The organism is Lachnoclostridium phytofermentans ISDg (assembly GCF_000018685.1).
GTDB lineage: Bacteria > Bacillota > Clostridia > Lachnospirales > Lachnospiraceae > Lachnoclostridium > Lachnoclostridium phytofermentans.
This window is the reverse complement of the sequence record NC_010001.1, coordinates 4,755,898-4,778,284: the sequence shown is the minus strand read 5'-3', so window position 1 is coordinate 4,778,284 and position 22,387 is coordinate 4,755,898. Positions and strand designations below refer to the sequence as shown.

At 34.9% G+C, this 22,387-nt stretch carries 18 protein-coding genes and 1 riboswitch; of the genes, 14 read left to right on the top strand and 4 right to left on the bottom strand.

Annotation, left to right across the window (positions count from 1 at the left end):
- Window positions 1-67: 67 nt before the first annotated feature.
- Window positions 68-826: a response regulator transcription factor gene (locus CPHY_RS20110; RefSeq protein WP_012201881.1), complete on the bottom strand. Its 759-nt coding sequence runs from the start codon at window positions 824-826 to the stop codon at window positions 68-70.
- A complete protein-coding gene (locus tag CPHY_RS21080) occupies window positions 801-2,543 on the bottom strand; it encodes a cache domain-containing sensor histidine kinase (protein WP_012201880.1) in 1,743 nt (580 codons plus the stop codon). The genes CPHY_RS20110 and CPHY_RS21080 overlap by 26 nt, the downstream gene beginning before the upstream one ends.
- A gap of 242 nt (window positions 2,544-2,785) precedes the next feature.
- On the opposite strand from CPHY_RS21080, the gene CPHY_RS20100 reads away from it, so the two are divergent.
- The 3 genes from CPHY_RS20100 to CPHY_RS20090 all read left to right on the top strand — a co-directional run bounded on the left by CPHY_RS20100 (window position 2,786) and on the right by CPHY_RS20090 (window position 7,752).
- The gene (locus tag CPHY_RS20100; RefSeq protein ID WP_041703804.1) at window positions 2,786-4,594 is read left to right on the top strand and encodes a flavocytochrome c; all 1,809 of its coding nucleotides are present in this window, start codon (window positions 2,786-2,788) and stop codon (window positions 4,592-4,594) included.
- A 204-nt stretch (window positions 4,595-4,798) separates the two neighbouring features.
- The gene (locus tag CPHY_RS20095; RefSeq protein ID WP_012201878.1) at window positions 4,799-5,521 is read left to right on the top strand and encodes an ABC transporter ATP-binding protein; all 723 of its coding nucleotides are present in this window, start codon (window positions 4,799-4,801) and stop codon (window positions 5,519-5,521) included.
- A gap of 167 nt (window positions 5,522-5,688) precedes the next feature.
- Window positions 5,689-7,752 (top strand): tetratricopeptide repeat protein, encoded by a 2,064-nt coding sequence (locus tag CPHY_RS20090; RefSeq protein ID WP_012201877.1) that lies wholly within the window; start codon window positions 5,689-5,691, stop codon window positions 7,750-7,752.
- A gap of 125 nt (window positions 7,753-7,877) precedes the next feature.
- Here the strand turns inward: CPHY_RS20090 and CPHY_RS20085 are convergent, their stop codons facing one another.
- On the bottom strand, window positions 7,878-8,219 hold the full coding sequence (locus CPHY_RS20085; protein WP_012201876.1) for an Ig-like domain-containing protein: 342 nt from the start codon (window positions 8,217-8,219) through the stop codon (window positions 7,878-7,880).
- A gap of 214 nt (window positions 8,220-8,433) precedes the next feature.
- On the opposite strand from CPHY_RS20085, the gene CPHY_RS20080 reads away from it, so the two are divergent.
- From CPHY_RS20080 to CPHY_RS20070, 3 genes are all read left to right on the top strand, one after another.
- Window positions 8,434-9,063 (top strand): flavin reductase family protein, encoded by a 630-nt coding sequence (locus CPHY_RS20080; protein WP_012201875.1) that lies wholly within the window; start codon window positions 8,434-8,436, stop codon window positions 9,061-9,063.
- On the top strand, window positions 9,050-9,562 hold the full coding sequence (locus CPHY_RS20075) for a shikimate kinase (protein WP_012201874.1): 513 nt from the start codon (window positions 9,050-9,052) through the stop codon (window positions 9,560-9,562). Before CPHY_RS20080 ends, CPHY_RS20075 begins: the two co-directional genes overlap by 14 nt.
- A gap of 281 nt (window positions 9,563-9,843) precedes the next feature.
- Window positions 9,844-11,142 carry a UDP-N-acetylglucosamine 1-carboxyvinyltransferase gene (locus CPHY_RS20070; protein ID WP_012201873.1) on the top strand — a complete coding sequence of 433 codons (1,299 nt, stop codon included), beginning with the start codon at window positions 9,844-9,846 and terminating at the stop codon, window positions 11,140-11,142.
- A 232-nt stretch (window positions 11,143-11,374) separates the two neighbouring features.
- On the opposite strand, the gene CPHY_RS20065 is transcribed toward CPHY_RS20070, so the two are convergent.
- A complete protein-coding gene (locus CPHY_RS20065; RefSeq protein WP_012201872.1) occupies window positions 11,375-12,463 on the bottom strand; it encodes an HD-GYP domain-containing protein in 1,089 nt (362 codons plus the stop codon).
- Window positions 12,464-13,091: 628 nt separating this feature from the next.
- Here CPHY_RS20065 and CPHY_RS20060 point away from each other — a divergent pair.
- The 8 genes from CPHY_RS20060 to CPHY_RS20025 all read left to right on the top strand — a co-directional run bounded on the left by CPHY_RS20060 (window position 13,092) and on the right by CPHY_RS20025 (window position 22,124).
- Window positions 13,092-15,374 carry a heavy metal translocating P-type ATPase gene (locus CPHY_RS20060; RefSeq protein ID WP_012201871.1) on the top strand — a complete coding sequence of 761 codons (2,283 nt, stop codon included), beginning with the start codon at window positions 13,092-13,094 and terminating at the stop codon, window positions 15,372-15,374.
- Window positions 15,375-15,686 carry a metal-sensing transcriptional repressor gene (locus CPHY_RS20055; protein ID WP_012201870.1) on the top strand — a complete coding sequence of 104 codons (312 nt, stop codon included), beginning with the start codon at window positions 15,375-15,377 and terminating at the stop codon, window positions 15,684-15,686.
- A 106-nt stretch (window positions 15,687-15,792) separates the two neighbouring features.
- On the top strand, window positions 15,793-15,987 hold the full coding sequence (locus CPHY_RS20050) for a heavy-metal-associated domain-containing protein (RefSeq protein ID WP_012201869.1): 195 nt from the start codon (window positions 15,793-15,795) through the stop codon (window positions 15,985-15,987).
- Window positions 15,988-16,126: 139 nt separating this feature from the next.
- A riboswitch (SAM riboswitch) is annotated at window positions 16,127-16,222 on the top strand.
- A gap of 145 nt (window positions 16,223-16,367) precedes the next feature.
- Window positions 16,368-17,558, top strand: a complete 1,191-nt coding sequence (metK, locus tag CPHY_RS20045) for a methionine adenosyltransferase (RefSeq protein ID WP_012201868.1) — start codon at window positions 16,368-16,370, stop codon at window positions 17,556-17,558.
- A 412-nt stretch (window positions 17,559-17,970) separates the two neighbouring features.
- A complete protein-coding gene (locus tag CPHY_RS20040; protein WP_012201867.1) occupies window positions 17,971-19,512 on the top strand; it encodes a sensor histidine kinase in 1,542 nt (513 codons plus the stop codon).
- 158 nt (window positions 19,513-19,670) lie between these two features.
- Window positions 19,671-20,360, top strand: a complete 690-nt coding sequence (locus tag CPHY_RS20035) for a response regulator transcription factor (protein ID WP_012201866.1) — start codon at window positions 19,671-19,673, stop codon at window positions 20,358-20,360.
- 254 nt (window positions 20,361-20,614) lie between these two features.
- Window positions 20,615-20,863 carry a TM1266 family iron-only hydrogenase system putative regulator gene (locus CPHY_RS20030; RefSeq protein WP_012201865.1) on the top strand — a complete coding sequence of 83 codons (249 nt, stop codon included), beginning with the start codon at window positions 20,615-20,617 and terminating at the stop codon, window positions 20,861-20,863.
- A gap of 196 nt (window positions 20,864-21,059) precedes the next feature.
- On the top strand, window positions 21,060-22,124 hold the full coding sequence (locus tag CPHY_RS20025; RefSeq protein WP_012201864.1) for an ABC transporter substrate-binding protein: 1,065 nt from the start codon (window positions 21,060-21,062) through the stop codon (window positions 22,122-22,124).
- Window positions 22,125-22,387: the final 263 nt, after the last annotated feature.

Here is a 22,387-nt window from a genome sequence, read left to right as displayed (position 1 = left end):
TAGGAGCAGATAAAACATATGTATGTGTTTTATCTGCTCTGTTTTTAAAAAATGAAAATCAAATTTGTTATCCACGCATGTTACGATATTCTACGGGAGAAACACCGGTATGATTTTTGAATACCCGAGAAAAATAATGTTGACTGGAATAACCAACAAGTTCTGCAATTTGGGCGATTAATAGATTTTCTCTGGAAGATAAAAGAAAGATTGCTTGTTGAATCCGTAGTTTATTTAGATATTCTGTAAAACTTAAATTGGTACTTTTCTTAATTATTCGGGTCAGATAAGATTGGCTGATATGAAATTTATCAGCAACAAAATTAAGACTCATATTACTATCGCAGTGATGATCGTTGATATAAGCGGATACCTTTTCACATACCGTACCGTTCGTTGCATCTGACACAGAAGTTATATCGGTATCTGTTGAAACTATAACTTCTTCTTTTTTTTCAAGTGTTTCTAAGGCATGTTCCACCACGGATAACAGCTGGCTTCGCTTGATAGGTTTTAAAAGATAATGAAAGGCACCCAATTCGATTGCTTTTTGAGCAAATGGAAAGCTGTCATGCCCAGAGACGATAATGAATTTCGAAGACGGTAGAAAATCTTTGGATTGTTCAATCACATCAAGCCCGGTAATGGCAGGCATCGTGATATCAATGATGACAAGGTCTGGACGCGTTGACTGCATCATCTCGAGCGCTTGTCGTCCATTTGCGGCTTGCCCAACGATAGTAACAGGTAAACTAGAGGCTTGAATGAGTTTGGCTATGCCTTCGCGTATTATCTTTTCATCATCTGCAATTAATAATTTTCTCATTGTTTTGCATCTCCTTTACTGCTGGAATAATAATCGTAGCGGTTGTCCCAATCTGCTCTTCACTGGTAATGGAAATACCATACTCCTTACCATACACCATTTGTATTCTACGGTGAATGTTATATAGGCCATATCCCTTACCGGGAGCGTCCTGTTCCAATGAGCGGAGTAACGTTTTAAGTTTTGGGGGTGACATACCAACGCCATCATCTTGTACAATAATTTGAATGGTATCCTCTTTTCTTAATACTCTGACAGCAATCGTACCATGGGAAAGCTTTGGTTTAATTCCGTGATACAGTGCATTTTCAACCAATGGCTGCACAATCAGTTTGATTGTAACATATTCTGAGACATCAGGGTCACAGGAAATGGTAAAGTTTAAAATATCTTCATAACGTTTTTGTTGAATAAATAGGTAACTCTTAACATGTTCAATTTCCTTTATCACAGAAATAAATTCTTTGCCATCACTGAGAGAAATTCGGAAGAAATCGGACAAAGCCTCAATCATTTCAGATAGCTCAAGGGCGTTATGATCATAGGCTCTCCATTGAAGATTATCCAGTGTATTATATAAAAAATGAGGGTTAATCTGTGATTGTAATACCTGAAATTCAGCAGTACGCTTTGCCACTTCTTCTTCCTTAATTCGTTCCATTAGAAAGGAAATCTGTTCCGTCATTGTGTAAAAGTTATTGGCAAGGAATGCAAGTTCATCCTTTTTGCCACTGATTACCTGTTTCGGTAAATCAAAACTTCCATCCTTTACAAGTTGCATTGCTTTTGAAAGCTTATAAATAGGAGCAGTAATGGTACGAGAAAATAAGAAACAACTTACGATAGATATGGCAAGCATAAGGATCCATATCACTAAAATGGTATAGATTAAGTTTTGTGTATGTAAATTTAATTCCTTCAAAGAAGTCATAGTACATAAAGACCAACCATTGGAGTATGGAATTGGAGAATAAAATACCACTTGTTCTTTCCCTTTTTCTTCTTTAAATGAAAAAAGACCAACGTTCTTTGCTATTGGTTCTTTGATATGCGACACTAAATTTGCCAGCTCAGATGCGCTTATGCCTTGAATTGGATTGCTGGTATAAAGATTTCCTTTGGAATCCATAATCCATGAAGAACCATTATAAAAATCAATGCCTTCTGTAATTTCAGATAATTTATACAGAGAAATCGCACCATTAATAAATCCAATTTTTTCATTCTCATCATCGTATATTGGATAACAAATGAGTGTGATTGGCAAGCTATCTGTTTTAGAAAGTAAGGGAGTACTAATGATGTATTCTTCATCGGTTGACATGGCATGTTGAAAATAATCACGTTTGGATACGTCAATGGTTTGTTCATCACAGACATAACCAAGTCCATTTGTCGTTCCGGCAGCAAATGTCCCGTATTCATTTCCATAATGCTCTCCAACATTTTGATTTAACCGTTTGATAAAAGTTTGTAAGCTTTTTGTTTCCATTGTTCGAAGTGCTTCCGTCTGACTAATCACTCGAATTTCACTTATTCGCTGATTCAACCAAGAGCCAATTTCGTTTGCCTTTGACTCAACAATTTGTGTATTCAGGTTTTCTAAACTTATTTGATTGGAAGTTAATATTCGATCTCTTACCATAAATAAAAGGCAAGAGAAAGCAAATGAAATACAAATACTAAATAGTAATGCAATTTTTGTATGCAATTTCATAAGGTCCCTCTTTCAAGCATTGAATGTTCGTTAAAGTACAAAAATACGAAAATTAGTGTAAATACAAATCGCTGTCAGTATACTATAATCTAAATTATATGACAAGTATTTAACAAACTTTTTGACAAAAATAAATAATTTCAATGAAAAACATTCGATTATACAACAATAAAATGGAAGAAATTCGAATGTGTTTTCGATTGTTGAGAGGTTTTAGCACAATGGGAAAGAGGAGAATGAAGATGAGAAAGTCAAAATTAGTAGTTCTTGGGTTAATTGCGGCTCTTGCACTAACAGGCTGTGGCTCAAAAGCAAAAGAGGAACCAAAAACATCACCAGATACAGACGCAACGGCAACAGCCATTCCAAGTGGGACTTTCACTGGAGAAGGTGAAGGAAAAGGTGGAAAAATCAAAGTTGAATTAACATTAGAAAATGGAGAGATCAAAAAGATTGATGTTCTTGAAAATAACGAAACTCAAGGATTTGCAGATGCAATGCAAACGATTACTGATGCGATGATTGGAACAAACTCATTTGACGTAGATTCTGTAAGTGGTGCTACCTTAACATCCACAGGATTTAAAACAGCAGTAGAAAATGCATTTGAAAAAACAGGTGCTTCCAAAGATCAATTGGTTGCAAAAGAAGCAGCGGGAACAAGTAATAAAGAAGAAAGAGAAGCAGCGTATACTGCTGATGTAGTTATAGTTGGTGCGGGTGGAGCTGGTTTAACAGCTGCAATTGAAGCTGCTAACAACGGAGCTTCTGTTATTTTACTTGAAAAGATGCCAATGGAAGGTGGTAACACATTAATTTCTGGTGGTGAATATGCAGCACCAGGCAACTGGCTTCAAAAAGAAGAAGGTATTGAGGATAGTAAAGATCAATTCTATGAAGACATCTTAAAAGGTGGAGACTATGAAAATGATCCGGAACTCGTTCGTGTCTTAGCAGATCATGCATTAGAATCTGCAGAATGGTTAAAAGATGAAGTAAATGTAACATTTGAAGATTACATGCTTTTCTTTGGTGGACATTCTGTAAAACGTAGTTTAGTTCCAAAAGATGCAAGTGGTGTGGAGTTAATTAGTAAATTGACAAAAAAAGCGGGGGAAGTTGGTGTAATTACTCACTTAAATACTACTGCAAAAGAACTAGTTGTAGAAAATGATAAAGTGGTTGCAGTAAAAGCAGAGTTTGACGGAAAAGAAATCACTTACAGTGCAAACAAAGGTGTTATTCTTGCAACTGGTGGATTTGGTTCCAATCTTGAGATGAGAGTAAAATATAACCCAGAAATGAATGAAAAGATTCTTTCTACAAACTCTGTAGGTAGTACCGGAGATGGTATTACAATGGCAGAAAACGTTGGAGCAGAACTTGTAGATATGCAATACATTCAAACTTATCCAACATGTGATCCAGAACTCGGAACACTTCTTTATGTTGGTGATGTTCGAATGGAAGGACGTTCTATCCTTGTAAATAAAGAAGGAAAACGTTTCGTAGAAGAATTAGAACGTCGTGATGTTATTTCAAGAGCAGTGGTAGCACAAACAGGTGGAGTTTCTTACATGTTCTGGGATGAAGCTTCCATGGTAGCAAGTGGCGTTAATGTAAAGCACCAAAGAGAATATGATTACTTAATTGAAAAAGGTATCCTTATAAAAGCAGATACAATCGAAGAAGCAGCTGCATTCTTTGATATTGATGCCGAAGAATTAAAGAAAACAGTAGAAAAATACAATGAATACGCAAAGAATGGTAAAGATGAAGAGTTCAATAAGAGAGGTACATTAACAGCATTTACAGGTGGACCTTACTATATCATGAAATCCAAGCCAGCAATCCATCATACAATGGGTGGTATTAAAATCAACACAGATGCAAATGTAATCAATACAGACGGAAACATAATCAAAGGGTTATTTGCTGCTGGTGAAGTAACTGGTGATATCCATGGCACAAACCGTTTAGGTAGTGATGCTATTGCAGATATTACTGTATTTGGTCGTATTGCAGGTAGAAACGCTGCAAAAGCGGAATAATTAAAAATAATGATTCGATAGAAAAAATAAGCTGTTGTCAAACTAACGTAAGAATAGTCTGGCAGCAGCTTATTTTTTTCACTAAAAACCCTATATGTTGTAGTTGTTCTATTGATACTACTTGTTAATTGGAAACGATAATGATAATATTAGTTTAGATTATGTCAAAAATGGGAGAACTATGTCTGGAAAGAAGGGTTAACAATGTTAGAGGTAAATCACGTACATAAGGCTTATCAAAATCATACTGCTGTAGAGGACATTAGTTTTCAGATGAAGCAGGGCGAAATTACAGGTTTAATTGGTCCAAACGGTGCGGGAAAATCAACGACAGTATCGATGATCGCAACCTTACTTCGACCGGACAAAGGGCAGATTCTTTTCAATGGAGAGGATATTGCAAAAAACCCTAAAATAATCCGAAGTTCCTTGGGATACGTACCTCAAGACATTGCACTCTACGAGTCACTTACTGGAATGGATAATTTTGAATTTTGGGGAAATGCCTATCATTTATCAAAAGCACTGAAGAAAGAACGAATAAAACAATTGAGTGATATGATAGGTTTTACCGAGAGTGAGTTAAATCGAAAAGTGAAAGAGTACTCCGGTGGTATGAAAAGAAGATTAAATATTGCGGTAGCACTGCTACATGAACCCCAATTAGTAATCTTAGATGAGCCAACCGTTGGGATTGACTTACAATCGAGAAAACAGATTTTATCTGCTATTGAACAGTTAAAGAAGGCTGGAACTGCTATTTTATATGTAGGTCATTATTTAGAAGAAGTAGAACGCTTGTGTGACCGAATTCTTATTTTCAATCAGGGAAGATGTGTATGGAATGATACCGTATCAAATTCTCTAATCCAAAGTGGTAATAAAATATCCTTAGAGCAGCTCTATGAGGAATTAAGTATTAATTAAAGAGATTAATTGAGATAAAAGGTGTAAGATTGTAATCCATAAACACATTTTGCACGCAATTATTATGGCAACTTTAAGATAAAAAATTATAGATTTCTAAACGAAGTAATATAGTCATATCCGTTTTAAAGTCTTATAGATAAAACGATTGGCGCTTGGAGGTTAGAATGAAGAAATATAAATTAATCATTCAGATAGAACAAATAAAGAAGTATCTAGAGCAGGGGCAATTAAAAGAAGCATATGATTTGGCTGAAAATGTAGATATTAAAAAGTTAAAAAGTATCTCTGATTTAGGTGTAATTGCAGAATGCTACTTTCAAAATAAAAAATATGTGGAAGCAAAAGAACTGTTTGAGCAAATCTATGATACGGTTAGAACGAGAAGAGTTTTGGCGCAAATAGTTCATCTGTCAATTAAATTAAAGGATATTATTGAGGCGAATTATTATCTAGAAGAATTTATTAAAATAGCTCCAGATGATTTTTATCAATATATATTCCGTTATAGCATCGATAAGTTAATGAAAAAGCCTATCGATGTATTAATTGCGGACCTAGAAAAGCTGAAAGAGGTCGAATATATTGAATGTTGGGCTTATGAGCTTGCAAAATTATATTATAAAAGTGGTAATGAAGCAGCCTGCCGTAAAGAATGTGAAAAAATCATATTGTGGTTTGGCAACGGTGAATATGTAGATCGCGCAAAGGCCCTTCTGGCCTTTTATAATGGTGAATTAGATTTAGAGCTGTTACTTGACGCTTCAAAGCAAAAGGACAGTGAAAATAAGGAAAATGGTCCTAATCATATAGATAAACATGTAAACGAGGTAGAAGAGAATACGGAGTACGAGAACCTCGAAGATAGATGTGCTGAGGAAATTTCATATCAAATTGACGAGAACAAGATAGAGAGCAAGGATAATTCTCCAAAAGATAGAAATGATATTAAAGTGGACGACTTTGACGCACTTCAAAACAATTTAGGGCAGGATGATGGAGCGGAAGAGGATTGGGAACTAGAGCATGAAGAACTAGGGAATGAGATGATAGAGCCTGAAGAAGTATTCCAAGAAGAGTTAATTCAAGAGAAAATAGAACTTGAAGAAGGCTTAAAAGAAGAGTTAGAACAAGAAGAAGGATTTAAAGTAGAAATTGGACAAGAAGAGATAGAACAAAAGTTAGAAGCAAAGAAGTCAGAGCAAGACATGGGCTTACAAGCGGAGAAAATACAAAATAGAGAAGAACAAGCTAACATAATTATTCCACCCGGATTTGGTAAGTCAAAACATAAGTTATTTCATAAAAAGTATGATCAACAAGAAGCTAACATTGGAATGGATGATTCTACAAAGGTTAAAACTTGTGATGAAACCATAATAGGAGAGGATACAGAAGCAGATTCAAAAAGCTTGATCCATATTGAATTAAAATCCAATGCTGAGCTCATTGATAATTTACAATCAAAGCTTTTACCTTTATTAGAAGAAAAGAATATTTCACTAAGTGAAATATTTGGGAATTTTATGCGAATCGATGGGCTGAAGGAAAATATACTTCAAAGTATTGAATCAATGATTCACTCAGTTTATGGGCATAAAAATTTAGTCATTATGGGTAGTAAAGATAGTGGGAAAACATTATTAGCCAAGAAATATGCAAAATTATTGCATCGTTTATCTTTTATTTCATCTCCAAGAGTTGCACTCATTGATGCAAAGAAGTTAAATCAAATGGATTTTATTTCGAAAAGTCATCAATTGAAAGATTGCATCATGATTTTACAAAGCTCTCAGAATTTAACAAGAGATACTTTAATTCGCTTAATTGAGTTACAACAGATACCAGGTCAAAACATTATTTATATGTTAACTGGATTAAGCGAAGAAATGGAACAACTATGGGAAGAGAATGAGGATTTGATTAATTCTTATCCACTCCGTATTTTACTGCCTCAATATAAGGTTGAGGATTATTTGGGATTTTCTTATGACAAAATATGTGAGGTAGGATACAAGATAGAAAAAGATGCATTTGATTATTTAAGAGATGTAATTTTGGATAAAATAAAGATAAAAAGAGAAAACATCCTTTCAGAAGTTTTCTCATATCTTAATCAAATAATTTTAGATCATGAAAAGCAAAATGAACAAGTGCTATTAGAATTAACCCGTAAGGGTAACTTGGATCAATTTGATCTTACCATATTAAAAAAAGAAGATATTAAATAATGCCTATCTAAATTGAACCAAGTCTTCTATACTGTTTCAGGTGTAAAAATGCCATATGCGCAAGCATTTTTACACCTGAAGCTGTAGAAAATTAAAATTCAATTTAGCTTAGAAGAATTCTGATGTTAAATTTTAAAACGAAGTCGGATTTCTTCTTTCAATCGTTGTCCACCTTTTGATTCAACATTTTTCGTTATATTTAATATGTAGGACTCACTTTGTGCATAAGCCTCTAGTGGTTCAATTTCAATATAATTATTAACAGAATCATATTGTATGGTGGTTTTTAGTGAAGAACCATCTGATTTTGTTACGTAAAGGTTCATATTATTAACGGTTGAAGGATTTAAGGGAGCTGTAAATTTAACTCTCCAAGTAAATTTTCCTGTTTTAAATTTTAAATTCTGTTTTATCAGGGCTGGATTACTACCAGAAACAGCTTCTATATCGATGTAATTGGTTGGCATATTGTTCACCTCAATGTCAAGTTTAGTATATTATAACATTTAATAGTTTACTCTAAATAGTTATCGGAACTTGAAGCGTATTCCATTATGGGATAAATGGCGCAATAACAGCACCTTTTATCAAAAGTTATAAAATCATTTTCTGATAGGTTGTATTATATCAAATTATACCATATGTGTCAAAATTAACAAAAAAGATTAGAAAGGTATTACAATGGAGAAAGAAATTTTTAAACCTGGTAATATGTTATATCCATTACCAGTCGTAATGGTCAGTTGTGCTGACGAATTTGGGAATAATAATATCATAACGGTAGCTTGGTGTGGAACGATTTGTACTAATCCACCTATGGTTTCGGTTTCTATAAGACCGGAGCGACATTCTTATTCAATAATTGAAAAAACAAAAGAATTTGTCATTAATTTAACCACAGAAGAACTTACCAAAGCAACTGATTTTTGCGGCGTTCGTTCAGGTAGAGACGTGGATAAGTTTAAGGAGATGAATTTAACTCCGAAAAAAGGAGAGAAGGTGAAAGCGCCAATTATAGAGGAATCCCCTGTTAATATCGAGTGCCGATTAAAGGAGATTATAAAACTTGGTTCTCACGACATGTTTATCGCAGAGGTAGTAGGTGTACAAGTCGACAAGAAAGCTATGAATGAGACAGGAAAATTCGAGTTAAATAAGACAAGGCCGGTAGTTTATTCTCATGGAGAGTATTATGGTCTTGGATCTTTACTTGGAAACTTTGGTTATTCTGTAAGAAAACAAAAGATTCAAAAGGTTGATAAAAAACAAAGTAAGAAACCGCGGGGTAAGATTAACGATGAAAAAAGATAATATTGTGTTAATTGGGATGCCAGGCGCTGGAAAAAGTACGATCGGAGTTATTTTAGCTAAAGTACTAGGGTATCAGTTTATTGATGCAGATTTACTTATTCAAGAAAAAGAAGGGCGTCTCTTACATGAAATTATCTCTAGCGATGGACTGGAACGCTTTATACAGATTGAAAATGAGGTAAATCAAAGCATTCAAACAAAACATACCGTGATTGCAACTGGAGGCAGTGTTATCTATGGTGAAGAAGCGATGAATCATCTTAGAAGCATTGGTACAGTCATATATTTAAAATTAAGTTACAATGAAATTAGTAAGCGTCTCGGAAATATTATGCAAAGAGGAGTGGTACTAAAGGAGGGGCAAGATTTAGTAGGTTTGTATGAAGAACGCTGTCCTTTCTATCAACTCTATGCAGATATTGTAATAGATTGTGAAAATATGGATATTGAATCTACAATGGAGACAATTGTAGAACGAGTGCACACAATTATGGAATAAGTCAGTCAGGCATCGAGAAAAACGTTAGAAAAGGTAGTGAAATACAGGGTTTTTCGAAAAAAAGTCATTTACAAATTTGAGCTTTGTGTTATAATCGTTATTAAGATATCAATTTTCACAAAATCAAGACGCAGTTTATGTGCATTTTAACTATGGTTTACCATGGGCTTTTTACGTGGATGTACATCACTGCGTTTCACGCGTGTAGATGACTAACATAATAGAAAAAAGCAGGAATTGGAATATGATATAACTGCATTAATAATAGATAGAGGTGCGAAATGGAGCAGTATATTATAAAGGGAGGCAAGGCTTTAGCCGGTGAAGTTACCATCGGTGGGGCAAAGAATGCAGCATTAGGTATTTTGGCGGCTGCAGTAATGACGGACGAGCAGGTTACAATTGAAAATTTGCCGGATGTTAGTGACATTTGTATTCAACTTCAAGCAATAGAAGCGATTGGCGCTAAAGTAGAGAGAATAGACAGACATACTGTTAAGATAAATGGTGGTACTATAAATTCTAGAAGTATCGACGATGATTTTGTTCGCCGAATTCGTGCATCTTATTACCTTTTAGGTGCATTACTTGGAAAATATAAATATGCAGAAGTTGCACTTCCAGGTGGATGTAACATTGGAAGTAGACCGATAGATCAACATATTAAAGGATTTGAAGCTCTTGGAGCAGAAGTAAAGATTCAGCATGGTATGATAACAGCATCAGCAAAAAAATTAGTAGGTACACATCTTTATTTTGACTGTAATACTGTTGGTGGTACAATAAATGTTATGCTTGCAGCAGCGTTGGCAGAGGGTCAAACAATAATAGAGAATGCTGCGAAAGAGCCACATGTCGTTGATGTTGCTAACTTTTTAAATAGCATGGGTGCTAATGTAAAAGGAGCAGGAACTGACGTAATTCGTATTAAAGGTGTAAATAAATTACATGGCAGTACGTATTCTATCATTCCAGATCAGATTGAAGCAGGAACCTTTATGTTAGCAGCGGTTGCAACAAAAGGTGATGTAACAATTAAGAATGTTATTCCAAAACACTTAGAAGCAATCACTGCAAAAATTGTTGAAATTGGTGCAGAAGTGGAAGAATTCGATGATGCAATTCGTGTCGTAGCAAATAAGAGATTAGGTCATACTCAGGTTAAAACCTTACCATACCCAGGATTTCCAACAGACATGCAACCACAGATAGCAACAGTTTTAGCTATGTCAAGTGGTACAAGCATCGTGACAGAAAGTATTTACGAAAATCGTTTTAAGTATGTCGATGAACTTGCAAGAATGGGTGCTTCCATTAAGGTAGAAGGAAACACTGCTATTATTGATGGAGTAGCTGAGTTAACTGGAGCAAAAGTATGCTCCCCTGATTTACGCGCTGGTGCTGCATTAGTTATTGCAGGATTAGCAGCGGAAGGTGTAACTGTTGTTGAGAATATTGAATTAGTAGAACGTGGTTACGAGAACTTTGAAGATAAGATGAAAGAACTTGGAGCTTCCATGGAAAAGGTAGATGCGGAAGACGAAAAGTCCAATCGAAAAGCTAGATTAAAGATAGGCTAATAGTTTATCTTTATTATGCATGCCATTAATTTATGATTGTCAATGCATGGAGCTTTATTTACGACGAAAAAGGAATAGAATGAAGTTTACCTTGGTGTAAAATAACTTTATAGAATAGAAAAAGCAGAGAATTCTTAATAAACTTAGAATTCTCTGCTTTTTTATTTAAATTTTGTTTTAATTGTGTTGTTCAAAATTTTGTTATCAATCTTGCACAAAACTTAACTTCTACCTATAGAATCTCCGAAACATAAAGGTTAGAAAACTTTGTTAAATCAACAAATTCCTCTCCACATCGAATAACTGGTTTCGAAAGGGTGTTACGATTCATAAATACAACCTGACCTACTCTACCATCATTAAGGCGAACGGTGCTATTTAAATAAAGCTGACTGATATGATCAAACAGGGTCATGATGTATTTTGGTTCGTATTTTGTTAGTCCTTCTGATTCAAATAAGGAGATAACTTCAAAAGGGCAAAGAGGATTACGATAACTTCGAGAGGAAGTCATTGCATCATAGACATCTGCTATCATAACAATCTTAGCAAATCGATCAATCTGCGCAGAAGTTAAGCCCATAGGATATCCACTACCGTCACAACGCTCATGGTGCATCATTGCGGTCATTTTAATATGGATATTGATATCATGGTGCTCAAGAATATTATAACCACGTGTGGTATGAGATTTAAGTAAGTCGTATTCCTCTTGTGTAAGCGTTTCTTTTTTAGTTAAGATTTCACTTGGTATAACCAGTTTCCCTATATCATGTAGAAGACCACATACCGTAAGAGTTTCAAGATCGCGTGGCCCAAAGTTTAACCATACGCCGAACATATAACACATAATAGCAACATTAATCGAGTGCATATAGGACATATCATCATAGTCTCTCATGCAGTGTAACATATCAAAGATATGCAGGTTATTACGACCTTGAGCCATAATCTTCTTAATATCACGATACAAAGAGTCTGTGTCTATTTTACCATTATTGTTTGCCACATCATCCATAGTATTATGGAACCTACCAACAGTATCTAAAACGGTACTACTGAAATCTTCGAATTCGTCTGTTGACCTCATTTTTTCTAAGTAGAGATTGGAGTTAACAGGTTTTTCCGATGGTTTTGATACCTTTTCATCTTGGAGATGAACATTTACTTGATGAATGGAATAGAACTTTAGCCGGGTGATAATTTTATCTGAGAGCTTAGTACCTTCTGATATAATAAGCTGATTATTAAATGTATAGACATTTTCTGCAACAATCATACCCGGAACTGCTTGACTTACTGAAATTTTTTTAGTTTTCATAGGTACTCCTTCTTTATTTGGCTTTATAAGTGATAATGATATGTAGTATAAAGCAAGCGAAATCAAAATGTGAGTTATTACCATAATTATAAGAATAAAACCGGAAAATGTCAAATAATACATACAAAATATTCTAAAAATCAACATTAAATTATAGAAAATCAACAGAAGATCGTAGTTTTTTGTAAATAAATAAAATTACTATTTTTAATTATGTAAATGGTTCTAGAAAATGTGAAACAATAGAAAGAAGTAATGAAAGAAAGAAGTAATGAAAAAAAGTAATGAAGAAAAATACTAAGAAAGAAGTAATAAGAGAAAAAGTTATTAAAGAAGTAATAAGAGATAAAATCATAGAAAGCAGTAATAAAAGAAAAAATCTATTGACAAGAAACAATATCTAAGTTATAAATGATATATACCCCATGGGGGTATGTAAAAATAATAATTAATTCTAATCCACTTAGCTTAAAAAGATTTCTTTTTGTTCATTGATTACTTTAAATTAGGAATACTATTTGTACTTATAGTACAATAACAGAATCTATTTATGACATTTAGATAGCGAAGGATACTGTATTTATATCTTTTAGATGTTAAGTGAGGAAGAATAGAAAGGTTGAGATATATGAAGGAAATATATAATATTGAGGGCATGACCTGTGCTTCTTGTAGTAGTGCAGTGGAACGGGTAACCGGTAGGCTTCCAGGAGTTAGCTCTAGTAGCGTGAACTTAACAACAGCGAAACTTACAATTGAATATGAAGAAGATAAGGTAACACCGGACCTAATTATGGAGAAGGTGAAAAAGGCAGGGTTTGGTATTTCCCCATACCATAAGGAAAAACAAATAGATGAGAAAGCTGTCCGTCAAAAAGAAGAGGAGGAGACTGAGAAGAAATTTAAAGCTTCAAGAACCAGACTCGTGATTGCAATCGCATTTGCAATTCCTCTACTTTATATCAGTATGGGCCATATGGTACCTTGGAAGATGCCATTACCAGCATTTCTAGACATGCATCATATGCCATTTAACTTTGCTGTTGCACAATTGTTATTAACAATTCCGGTGTTAATCTGTGGAAGTAAATTTTATACGAACGGATTCCATACATTATTTAAAGGAAATCCGAATATGGATACTTTAGTTGCTGTTGGTACATCAGCCGCTTTTATCTATAGTGTAGTGATGACAATTCGCATCCCTTATAATTCCAATGCTGTTGACAATTTATATTATGAATCCGCAGCAGTTGTTGTTACGTTAGTTATGCTTGGCAAGTATTTAGAGAGCAGAAGTAAGAGAAAGACCACACAAGCGATTCGTAAGATGATGGAGTTAGCACCGGATACTGCCGTTTTAGTGGAAAATGGAGTGGAAAGAGAAGTTCCGGTAAGTGAACTAAGAAAAAATGATATCGTTATTATTAAGGCTGGCAGTAAGGTACCTATTGATGGTGTTGTTATCGAGGGAAGCAGTAGTGTAGATGAATCCATGCTTACTGGTGAAAGTATTCCTGTGGAAAAGCAAGTTGAAGATATGGTGATTGGTGGAAGCCAGAACTTTAATGGTATGCTTTTAGTACGTGTTACAAGCGTTGGTGAAGATACTACACTTGCTAAAATTGTAAAACTGATGGAAGATGCCCAAGGGAAGAAAGCACCGATTTCCAAGATTGCGGATAAAGTCGCAGGATATTTTGTTCCTGTCGTAATGATTATTGCAGTTGTTGCTGCAGTTATTTGGTTTTTACTTGGTCATGACATTGCTTTCGTATTAACAATATTTGTATCTGTTTTAGTAATTGCTTGTCCATGTGCGCTAGGGCTTGCAACACCGACTGCAATCATGGTTGGAACTGGCCTCGGTGCAAGTCATGGTATCTTAATTAAGAGTGGGGAAGCCCTAGAAACTGCCCATCATATTGATACCGTGGTATTAGATAAAACAGGAACAATTACAGAGGGAAAACCGAAGGTTGTTGAAATATTTACAAAGAATTATAGTAGAGAACAAATACTAAGTTTTACAGCTGCTGTTGAGGCAGGAAGTGAACATCCTCTTGCACGTGCAATCGTAGAGGAGTATCATAGTAGTGTGAAAGAAAAAGAACCTGCAATAGAACAGTTTGAGAATAAGACTGGTCTTGGAGTAGAAGCAATTCTTTCAGAGAGTGGCAAAAAGATTGCTGTAGGTAATGAAAAGCTTATGCTAAGCTATGGGAAAGATGCTGTGTCTAAGGAATTTCACATGGCAGCTGAACAGATGGCAATGCAAGGTCAAACTCCAATCTATGTAATGATAGAGGGCAAACTGGAAGGAATTATCGGAGTAGCAGATACAATTAAGTCCACCAGTAGAGAAGCAGTGGAAGCGCTTAAATCATTAGGTTTAACAGTATATATGCTAACCGGAGACCACAAAGTTACTGCTGAAGCAATTGCAAAAAAGGCTATGGTGGATCATATCATCGCGGAGGTATTACCAGGCGATAAGGCAGAAGTTGTTAAGAAGCTTCAATCTGAAGGCAAGAAGGTTATGATGGTAGGAGATGGTATCAATGATGCTCCTGCACTAATTCAGGCAGATGTTGGTGTTGCTATCGGAAGCGGCAGTGATATTGCAATTGATTCTGCAGATCTTGTATTAATGCGTTCTGATCTTATGGATGTTTACCGTGCGGTACATTTAAGTAAGTTAACAATCCGTAACATCAAACAAAATCTTTTCTGGGCCTTTATTTACAATATTATTGGTATTCCAATTGCCGCAGGATTACTGTATCCATTTACAGATATATTATTAAGTCCAATGCTTGGAGGATTTGCAATGTCTTTAAGTTCTGTTTGTGTAGTTACAAATGCATTAAGCTTACGATACAAACGACTTGAGGTAAAAAGGAGGGCATAAATGTCCGAGAAAAAAGAAGAAATGCCTTTATGCCATGATTTAAAACACCGAAATGAGGCGGAATTTAAAGATTTAATTCATCGTCTTAATCGTATTGAAGGTCAAGTTCGGGGTGTTCGACGCATGGTAGAGGAAGAGCATTATTGTGTTGAAATATTAACTCAGGTTAGTGCTATCCAATCTGCGTTAAATAGTTTTAATAAGGTATTGTTAGGAAATCATATTCGCTCCTGTGTTGTAGAGGATATCAGGCAAGGGAACGATGAAGTGATTGAGGAACTTTTGAAAACAATACAGAAAATTATGAAATAACGAGATAATAAATAAAAACAAAGAATATTCAATCAAATATGTTTTGTTTGGCATATAGGTCACAAAACTATGTATCGTGCAAAGGTGCACAGAAAAGGAGTACATTATGACTAAATTTGATATTAAAGAAATGAGCTGTAACCACTGCGTAGATCGTATTCATAATCTTCTTGCGGGACTTAATATTAATCATGAAGTTGACTTATCCAGTAAGTCTGTAAGTATTGACGGTGATGAGGCAACATTAAATCAAGCAGTGGAAGAGTTAGCGGATATCGGTTTTACTGCAACAAGAAAATAATTCTATGAGAAATGTAAAGAGCTTTGGTAAATTATTTTTCTTGACAGTTAAGCGATTTTTCGATATAGTTAATGCACAAGTGACAATCAATTTTATTGTCTACTAAGTGTACGAATATACAATAAGTTCATAGATATTTCTCTTATTCAGAGTGACGGAGAGTAAAGACTCAGTGAAGTCACGGCAACCCCCTATGGGAAGGTGCTAAGTTGAGCGAGCAATCGAACAATGAGAGGATTTGGTTTTTAATAAACAAGTCCGCTTATGCGGACTTTTTTTGTGGATAGAGGAAAATACTACGACGGTTGTATTCGGACCTAAATCGGCACAAATAATATATCATAAGCCTTTCAGAACATGGAAGGGTGAAAGGAGTTTTTATGCAAAACAAATTACTATTTACATCAGAATCAGTTACAGAAGGCCATCCAGATAAAATCTGTGATCAAATATCAGATGCAGTATTAGATGCCTTATTAGAGCAAGATCCAATGAGCCGTGTTGCGTGTGAAACAGCAATCACTACAGGACTCGTACTTGTAATGGGTGAGATTACAACATCTGGTTATGTTGATATTCAAAAGATTGTACGTGATACCGTAAAAGAAATCGGGTATGATCGTGCAAAGTATGGCTTTGACGCAGATACATGTGGTGTTATTGTTGCACTTGACGAACAGTCAAAAGATATTGCTCTTGGTGTAGACAAAGCGTTAGAAGCAAAGCAAAATGAGATGACAGACGAAGCAATTGAAGCAATTGGTGCTGGAGATCAAGGTATGATGTTTGGTTATGCATCCAATGAGACCGAAGAACTTATGCCATATCCTATTTCATTGGCTCATAAATTAACAAAACAGTTATCTAAAGTAAGAAAAGATGGTACCCTTAGCTACCTTCGTCCGGATGGAAAATCACAAGTTACAGTGGAATATAATGAAGAAGGTAAACCAGTTCACTTAAATGCAGTTGTATTATCTACTCAGCATGATCCAGATGTGACACAGGAGCAAATTCATGAGGATATTAAGAAGTATGTTTTTGAACCAGTTCTTCCAAAAGAAATGGTAGATGAGAAGACAAAATTCTTTATTAATCCAACGGGACGTTTCGTTATTGGTGGACCAAATGGAGATAGTGGTTTAACAGGTAGAAAAATTATCGTAGACACCTACGGTGGATATGCTCGTCATGGCGGCGGTGCATTCTCTGGTAAGGACTGTACAAAGGTAGATCGTTCTGCTTCTTATGCAGCTCGTTATGTTGCTAAGAATATTGTTGCATCTGGTCTTGCAGATAAGTGCGAGATACAGTTATCCTATGCAATTGGTGTTGCTCAGCCTACTTCCATTATGATCGATACTTTTGGAACAGGAAAGAAGAGCAATGAAGAGTTAACTGAAATTGTTCGTAAACATTTTGACCTTCGTCCAGCTGGTATCATTAAAATGCTTGATTTAAGAAGACCAATCTATAAGCAAACAGCTGCATATGGACATTTTGGTAGAAATGACTTAAATCTTCCTTGGGAGCAAACAGATAAGGCAGAAGAGCTAAAGAAATATTTATAGGAATAAATTATAAGATTAAATTATAAGTAAAGTTAACAGAATTATAAGCAAAATTATAAGCAAAGGGACTTCCCGTGTGATAGACGCCCCTTGTGATAGACAGTTTAAATAATAAAACTGTTTGCTACAAGGAGAAGCATATCATTTCGTGGGAAGTTCTTTTTATAGTTTTTATAGATGTTTTTATAGATTGTTTATGTGTAAGCTAGCCTTTGTTATGTTATAATGGAATGAGGAAATAGTAAAACTTGTTATTTTTTGATAGGATAGAATAAAAAGTTAGGAACATTTAAACACTAACACCGGTAGGATTAAATGTTTAATAGTTATCACATTCCATTTAAGAGGTGTTACTGTTTTCCATAGAAATATAGAACCTTTTAGTATGAGACATAGATACGGAGGAAGGAAAGTGGATCTAAAAAACAGACTAAAGATGTCGTTCTTAATCATTATTATTCTACCCATATGTTTAGCTGTTATGACTGGTAAGCTAATCATTGAGTACCAGTTAAACTCGATTCAGAAAACCTATGACGTAGAGTTTAATACCGTGCAGGTAATAACGAATCCAATACAGATATTAAATCGAGTTACAAGGGATGCTTTTAATAGAATTAAAACCCAGGCAATGAAATCACCTTGGGAATTAGAGGATTTAGAATATATTAAATCGCTTAACGCAGAACTTAAAGGGAAATATTCTTTCTTAGTTGTCAGAAAGGATCAAGAGATTATTTTTGTTGGGAATACTGCTAAATTTACAACTGTGAAGAACAATCTTCCAAGCTACAATAATCATAGCACAGAAGTTGATGGAGGTATTTATGTTGGAGGTAAAAACCCCATTTTAGTAAAACAGCAAGACTTTTTGTATCAGGATGGCTCCGAGGGAACCATATTTGTATTAACAGAGGTTGATAATATTGTTCCACAGCTAAAAGTTTCTGCAATTCAAGCGGTGATATCCTTTGTATTAATTATCATAATAACCGCTGTTATTTTAATTATATGGCTTTACAGAGGAATTATAAAACCACTTGATGTACTAAAACGTGCGACCAAGGAGATGAAGGAAGGAAATCTAAATTATTCGATTACTGTAAGATCAAATGATGAGATTGGCCAGTTATGCGAAGATTTTGAGGAAATGAGAATTCATCTAAAAGAGCTAATTGAAGTAAAGATGCAGTATGATGAAAATTCGAGAGAGTTATTAAGTAATATATCGCATGACCTAAAGACGCCGCTTACTGCGATTAAGGGGTATTCGGAAGGAATTATCGATGGGGTAGCAGATACTCCAGAAAAGCTTGATCGATACGTAAAAACAATTTATACAAAGGCAAATGATATGTCTTCCTTAGTAGATGAATTATCGCTTTATGCAAGGATTGATAATAACACAGTTCCATATAACTTTAACATTATTGGAATCGATGATTACTTTAGTGACTGCGTAGATGAGCTCAGCTTCGAACTTGAGATTAAGAATATTAAGTTAGAATATGAGAATATGGTATCACCAGAATGTAAAGTAATTATTGATACAGAGCAATTAAAGAGAGTAATTCATAACATTGTGGGAAATGCAATAAAGTACATGGGAAAAGCAGAAGGAACCATTAGGGTAAGACTATCCGATGCTGGTGATATGGTACAAGTTTCAATTGAAGATGATGGTTGTGGTATTGCAGCGAAAGACCTTCCGAATATATTTGAACGCTTTTACCGGGCAGATGCATCCAGAAATTCTAAGCAAGGGGGTTCTGGACTTGGCTTAGCGATTGCTAAAAAAGTAATTGAAGAGCATGGTGGTAACATCTGGGCAAAGAGTGAAGTCGGTGTAGGAACGAGCATTATCTTTACAATAATGAAATGGACTGATAAAGAGCATATGGAGAAGAAACTCTCAAAAATAAAAAAAGGATTAGAACTAAAAGTAAAAGATTAAAGTTTGAAGAGAATTTCTAATTAAGCAAAAGACTACCTTAGGAATTCTAAAACTTCACACCAGAAGAATAAAAATGAAATCCATTGAGATTCCATTTTTTTCTTCTGAATTGAAAATAAAGAAAATGTTCACACGGTAGCAGAAGAAAGGAGATTTTTATGGACAAGATATTAATAGTAGAAGATGAAGCTGCAATTGCAGAACTTGAAAAGGATTATTTAGAGCTTTCTGGTTTTGAGGTAGATATTGAAAATACCGGAGATAAAGGTTTAGCGGCAGCTCTAACAGGGGATTATAAGTTAATCATTCTAGACTTAATGTTACCAAACGTAGATGGATTCGAAATTTGTAAGCGTGTTAGGGAAGAAAAGAATATCCCTGTTATTATGGTGTCTGCAAAAAAGGATGACATTGATAAGATTCGAGGACTTGGACTCGGAGCAGATGATTATATGACAAAGCCATTTAGCCCAAGTGAATTGGTGGCTAGGGTAAAAGCACATTTAGCAAGATATGAGCGATTGATTGGTACTGGAATGAAGGAAAATGAAATGATAGAAATTCGTGGTATCAAAATTGATAAAACTGCTCGACGTGTTTATGTGAATGGAGAGGAAAGGGCATTTACAACCAAAGAGTTTGACCTACTTACTTTCTTAGCACAAAATCCAAACCATGTTTATACTAAGGAAGAACTATTTCAAGAGATTTGGGATATGGAGTCGATTGGTGATATTGCTACGGTTACCGTTCATATTAAAAAGATCCGAGAAAAGATTGAAGCAAACACTTCAAAACCACAATACATCGAAACAATCTGGGGTGTGGGCTACCGCTTTAAAGTTTGACAGTTGTTAAAATATGCTATATAATGTAGTCGCTGACATAGAAGGAAACACCTGATAAAGAAGCGCAATTTGAAAAGTTTTGAAGACAGAAAAGATAGTTCTGTTTTAAGAGAAAACGAAAAAAGCGTAAATCAGGCTTTTGAAAGGGAATGAGGAATTCATTTCAGCTTTCAAAAGCCATTTTTATTCTGTATATCTAGGGAGCTGGACTACTAATAGCTTTCCCCTAATACATAATCGAAAGGAGGACAATTGTGGATACTAGAATTGCATTAATCGGGATCATAGTGGAGGAACTTAGTGCATCAGCAGAGGTGAATCATATCTTACATGAATATAGCAGCTATATCATCGGTAGAATGGGCCTTCCCTATAAGGATAAGGGTGTCAGCATAATTAGTGTGGTGGTAGATGCAGAAAACAATGTGATTAGTTCCCTATCTGGTAAATTGGGTATGGTAAAGGGAATCAGTGTTAAGACGATGTATTCAAAATCATCATAAGTGTGTAATTTTTAGACAAAGTGAAATTCTTGTTTATCTTAGACAGGGTGAAATTCATGTTTATTTTAGACAGGATGAAATTCATGATTATCTTAGACTGAAAGAAATTCATTACATGTTTTGCTCTTGTTTAAAGTAATAGTGTTTTAAATTATTATTAATAAAAGGTGCTAAAAGTACCAGAATAGAGGTTTTTATGAAGAAGTATAAATATTTGATTCTAACACTTATCTTTAGTATGGCGGTGTTAGCAGGCTGCTCCACAAAAAAGAATGTAGAGGATAACAATATAGCTCCTGAGCCAACTAAGGCAGAAGAAGTAACAACAAAGCCAACCGAAGAACCAACGAAAGGGGAGGAGAGCACTGTTGAGAAAATCACAATGAATATTGCAGCTCTAAAAGGTCCTACAGCAATGGGTATGGTAGAACTTATGGAGAGAGCAGAAAATGGAGAGACTGCAAACAAATATGATTTTACAATCGCTGGAACAGCAGATGAAATCACAGCAAACTTAATTAAGGGTGATTTTCAAATTGCAGCTATTCCGTGTAATCTAGCTTCTATCCTGTATCAAAACAGTGAAGGAAAAATTCAGGTAGCAGGCATCAATACACTTGGTGTATTATATATTGTTGAGACTGGCGACTCTATAAAAAGTGTTGAAGATTTGAAAGGCAAGACAATTTACTCAACTGGGAAGGGAACAACACCAGAATTTACTCTAAATTATCTTCTTAGTTCTCATGGAATCGATCCAAGTAAAGATGTAACCATTGAATATAAATCCGAAGCAACAGAAGTTGCAGCTATGTTAAGTGAATCTGAAAATGCAATAGCAATGCTACCTCAACCTTATGTTACCACAGTGCAAATGACAAACGATAAAGTTAGAGTTGCATTAGATGTAACAAAGGAATGGGAAGCATTAAATTCCGATAGTTCTGTAGTTACTGGTGTCGTTGTAGTTAACAAAAAATTCGCTGATGAGAATAAAGAAGCAGTAGAAGCCTTTTTATCAGAGTACAGGGATAGCGTTACTTATGTAAATAGTAAAGTGGAAGAGGCTTCAACCTTAATTGAAAAGTTCGGAATAGTTAAAGCACCTGTTGCTAAGCAAGCAATCCCTTACTGTAATATTACATTAATTCGTGGTGAGGAAATGAAAAATAAAGTGAATGGATATTTAAAGGTACTCTATGATCAAAAACCAGAATCAGTAGGTGGGAAATTACCGGAGAATGGGTTTTATTGGGAGTAGAGATGTATTGATATTCTTTTAGGAAGAAGGAATACAAACATAGAGTGTATTATATTTATAGCAAGGAAGCTCGATAGAATCTAACGAAAGAGTTGGAATCGTAGAGCTTCTTTTTTATTTATGGATTCTGAGGACATTAGAGAAAATACTTCATATTAATAAAATGAAGATCAATCAACAGAATAAGATTTTAAATAATACACAAAAACATTACTTTATAATTGTGTACATTATATAAAACACACAAGAAGATATTTACAATA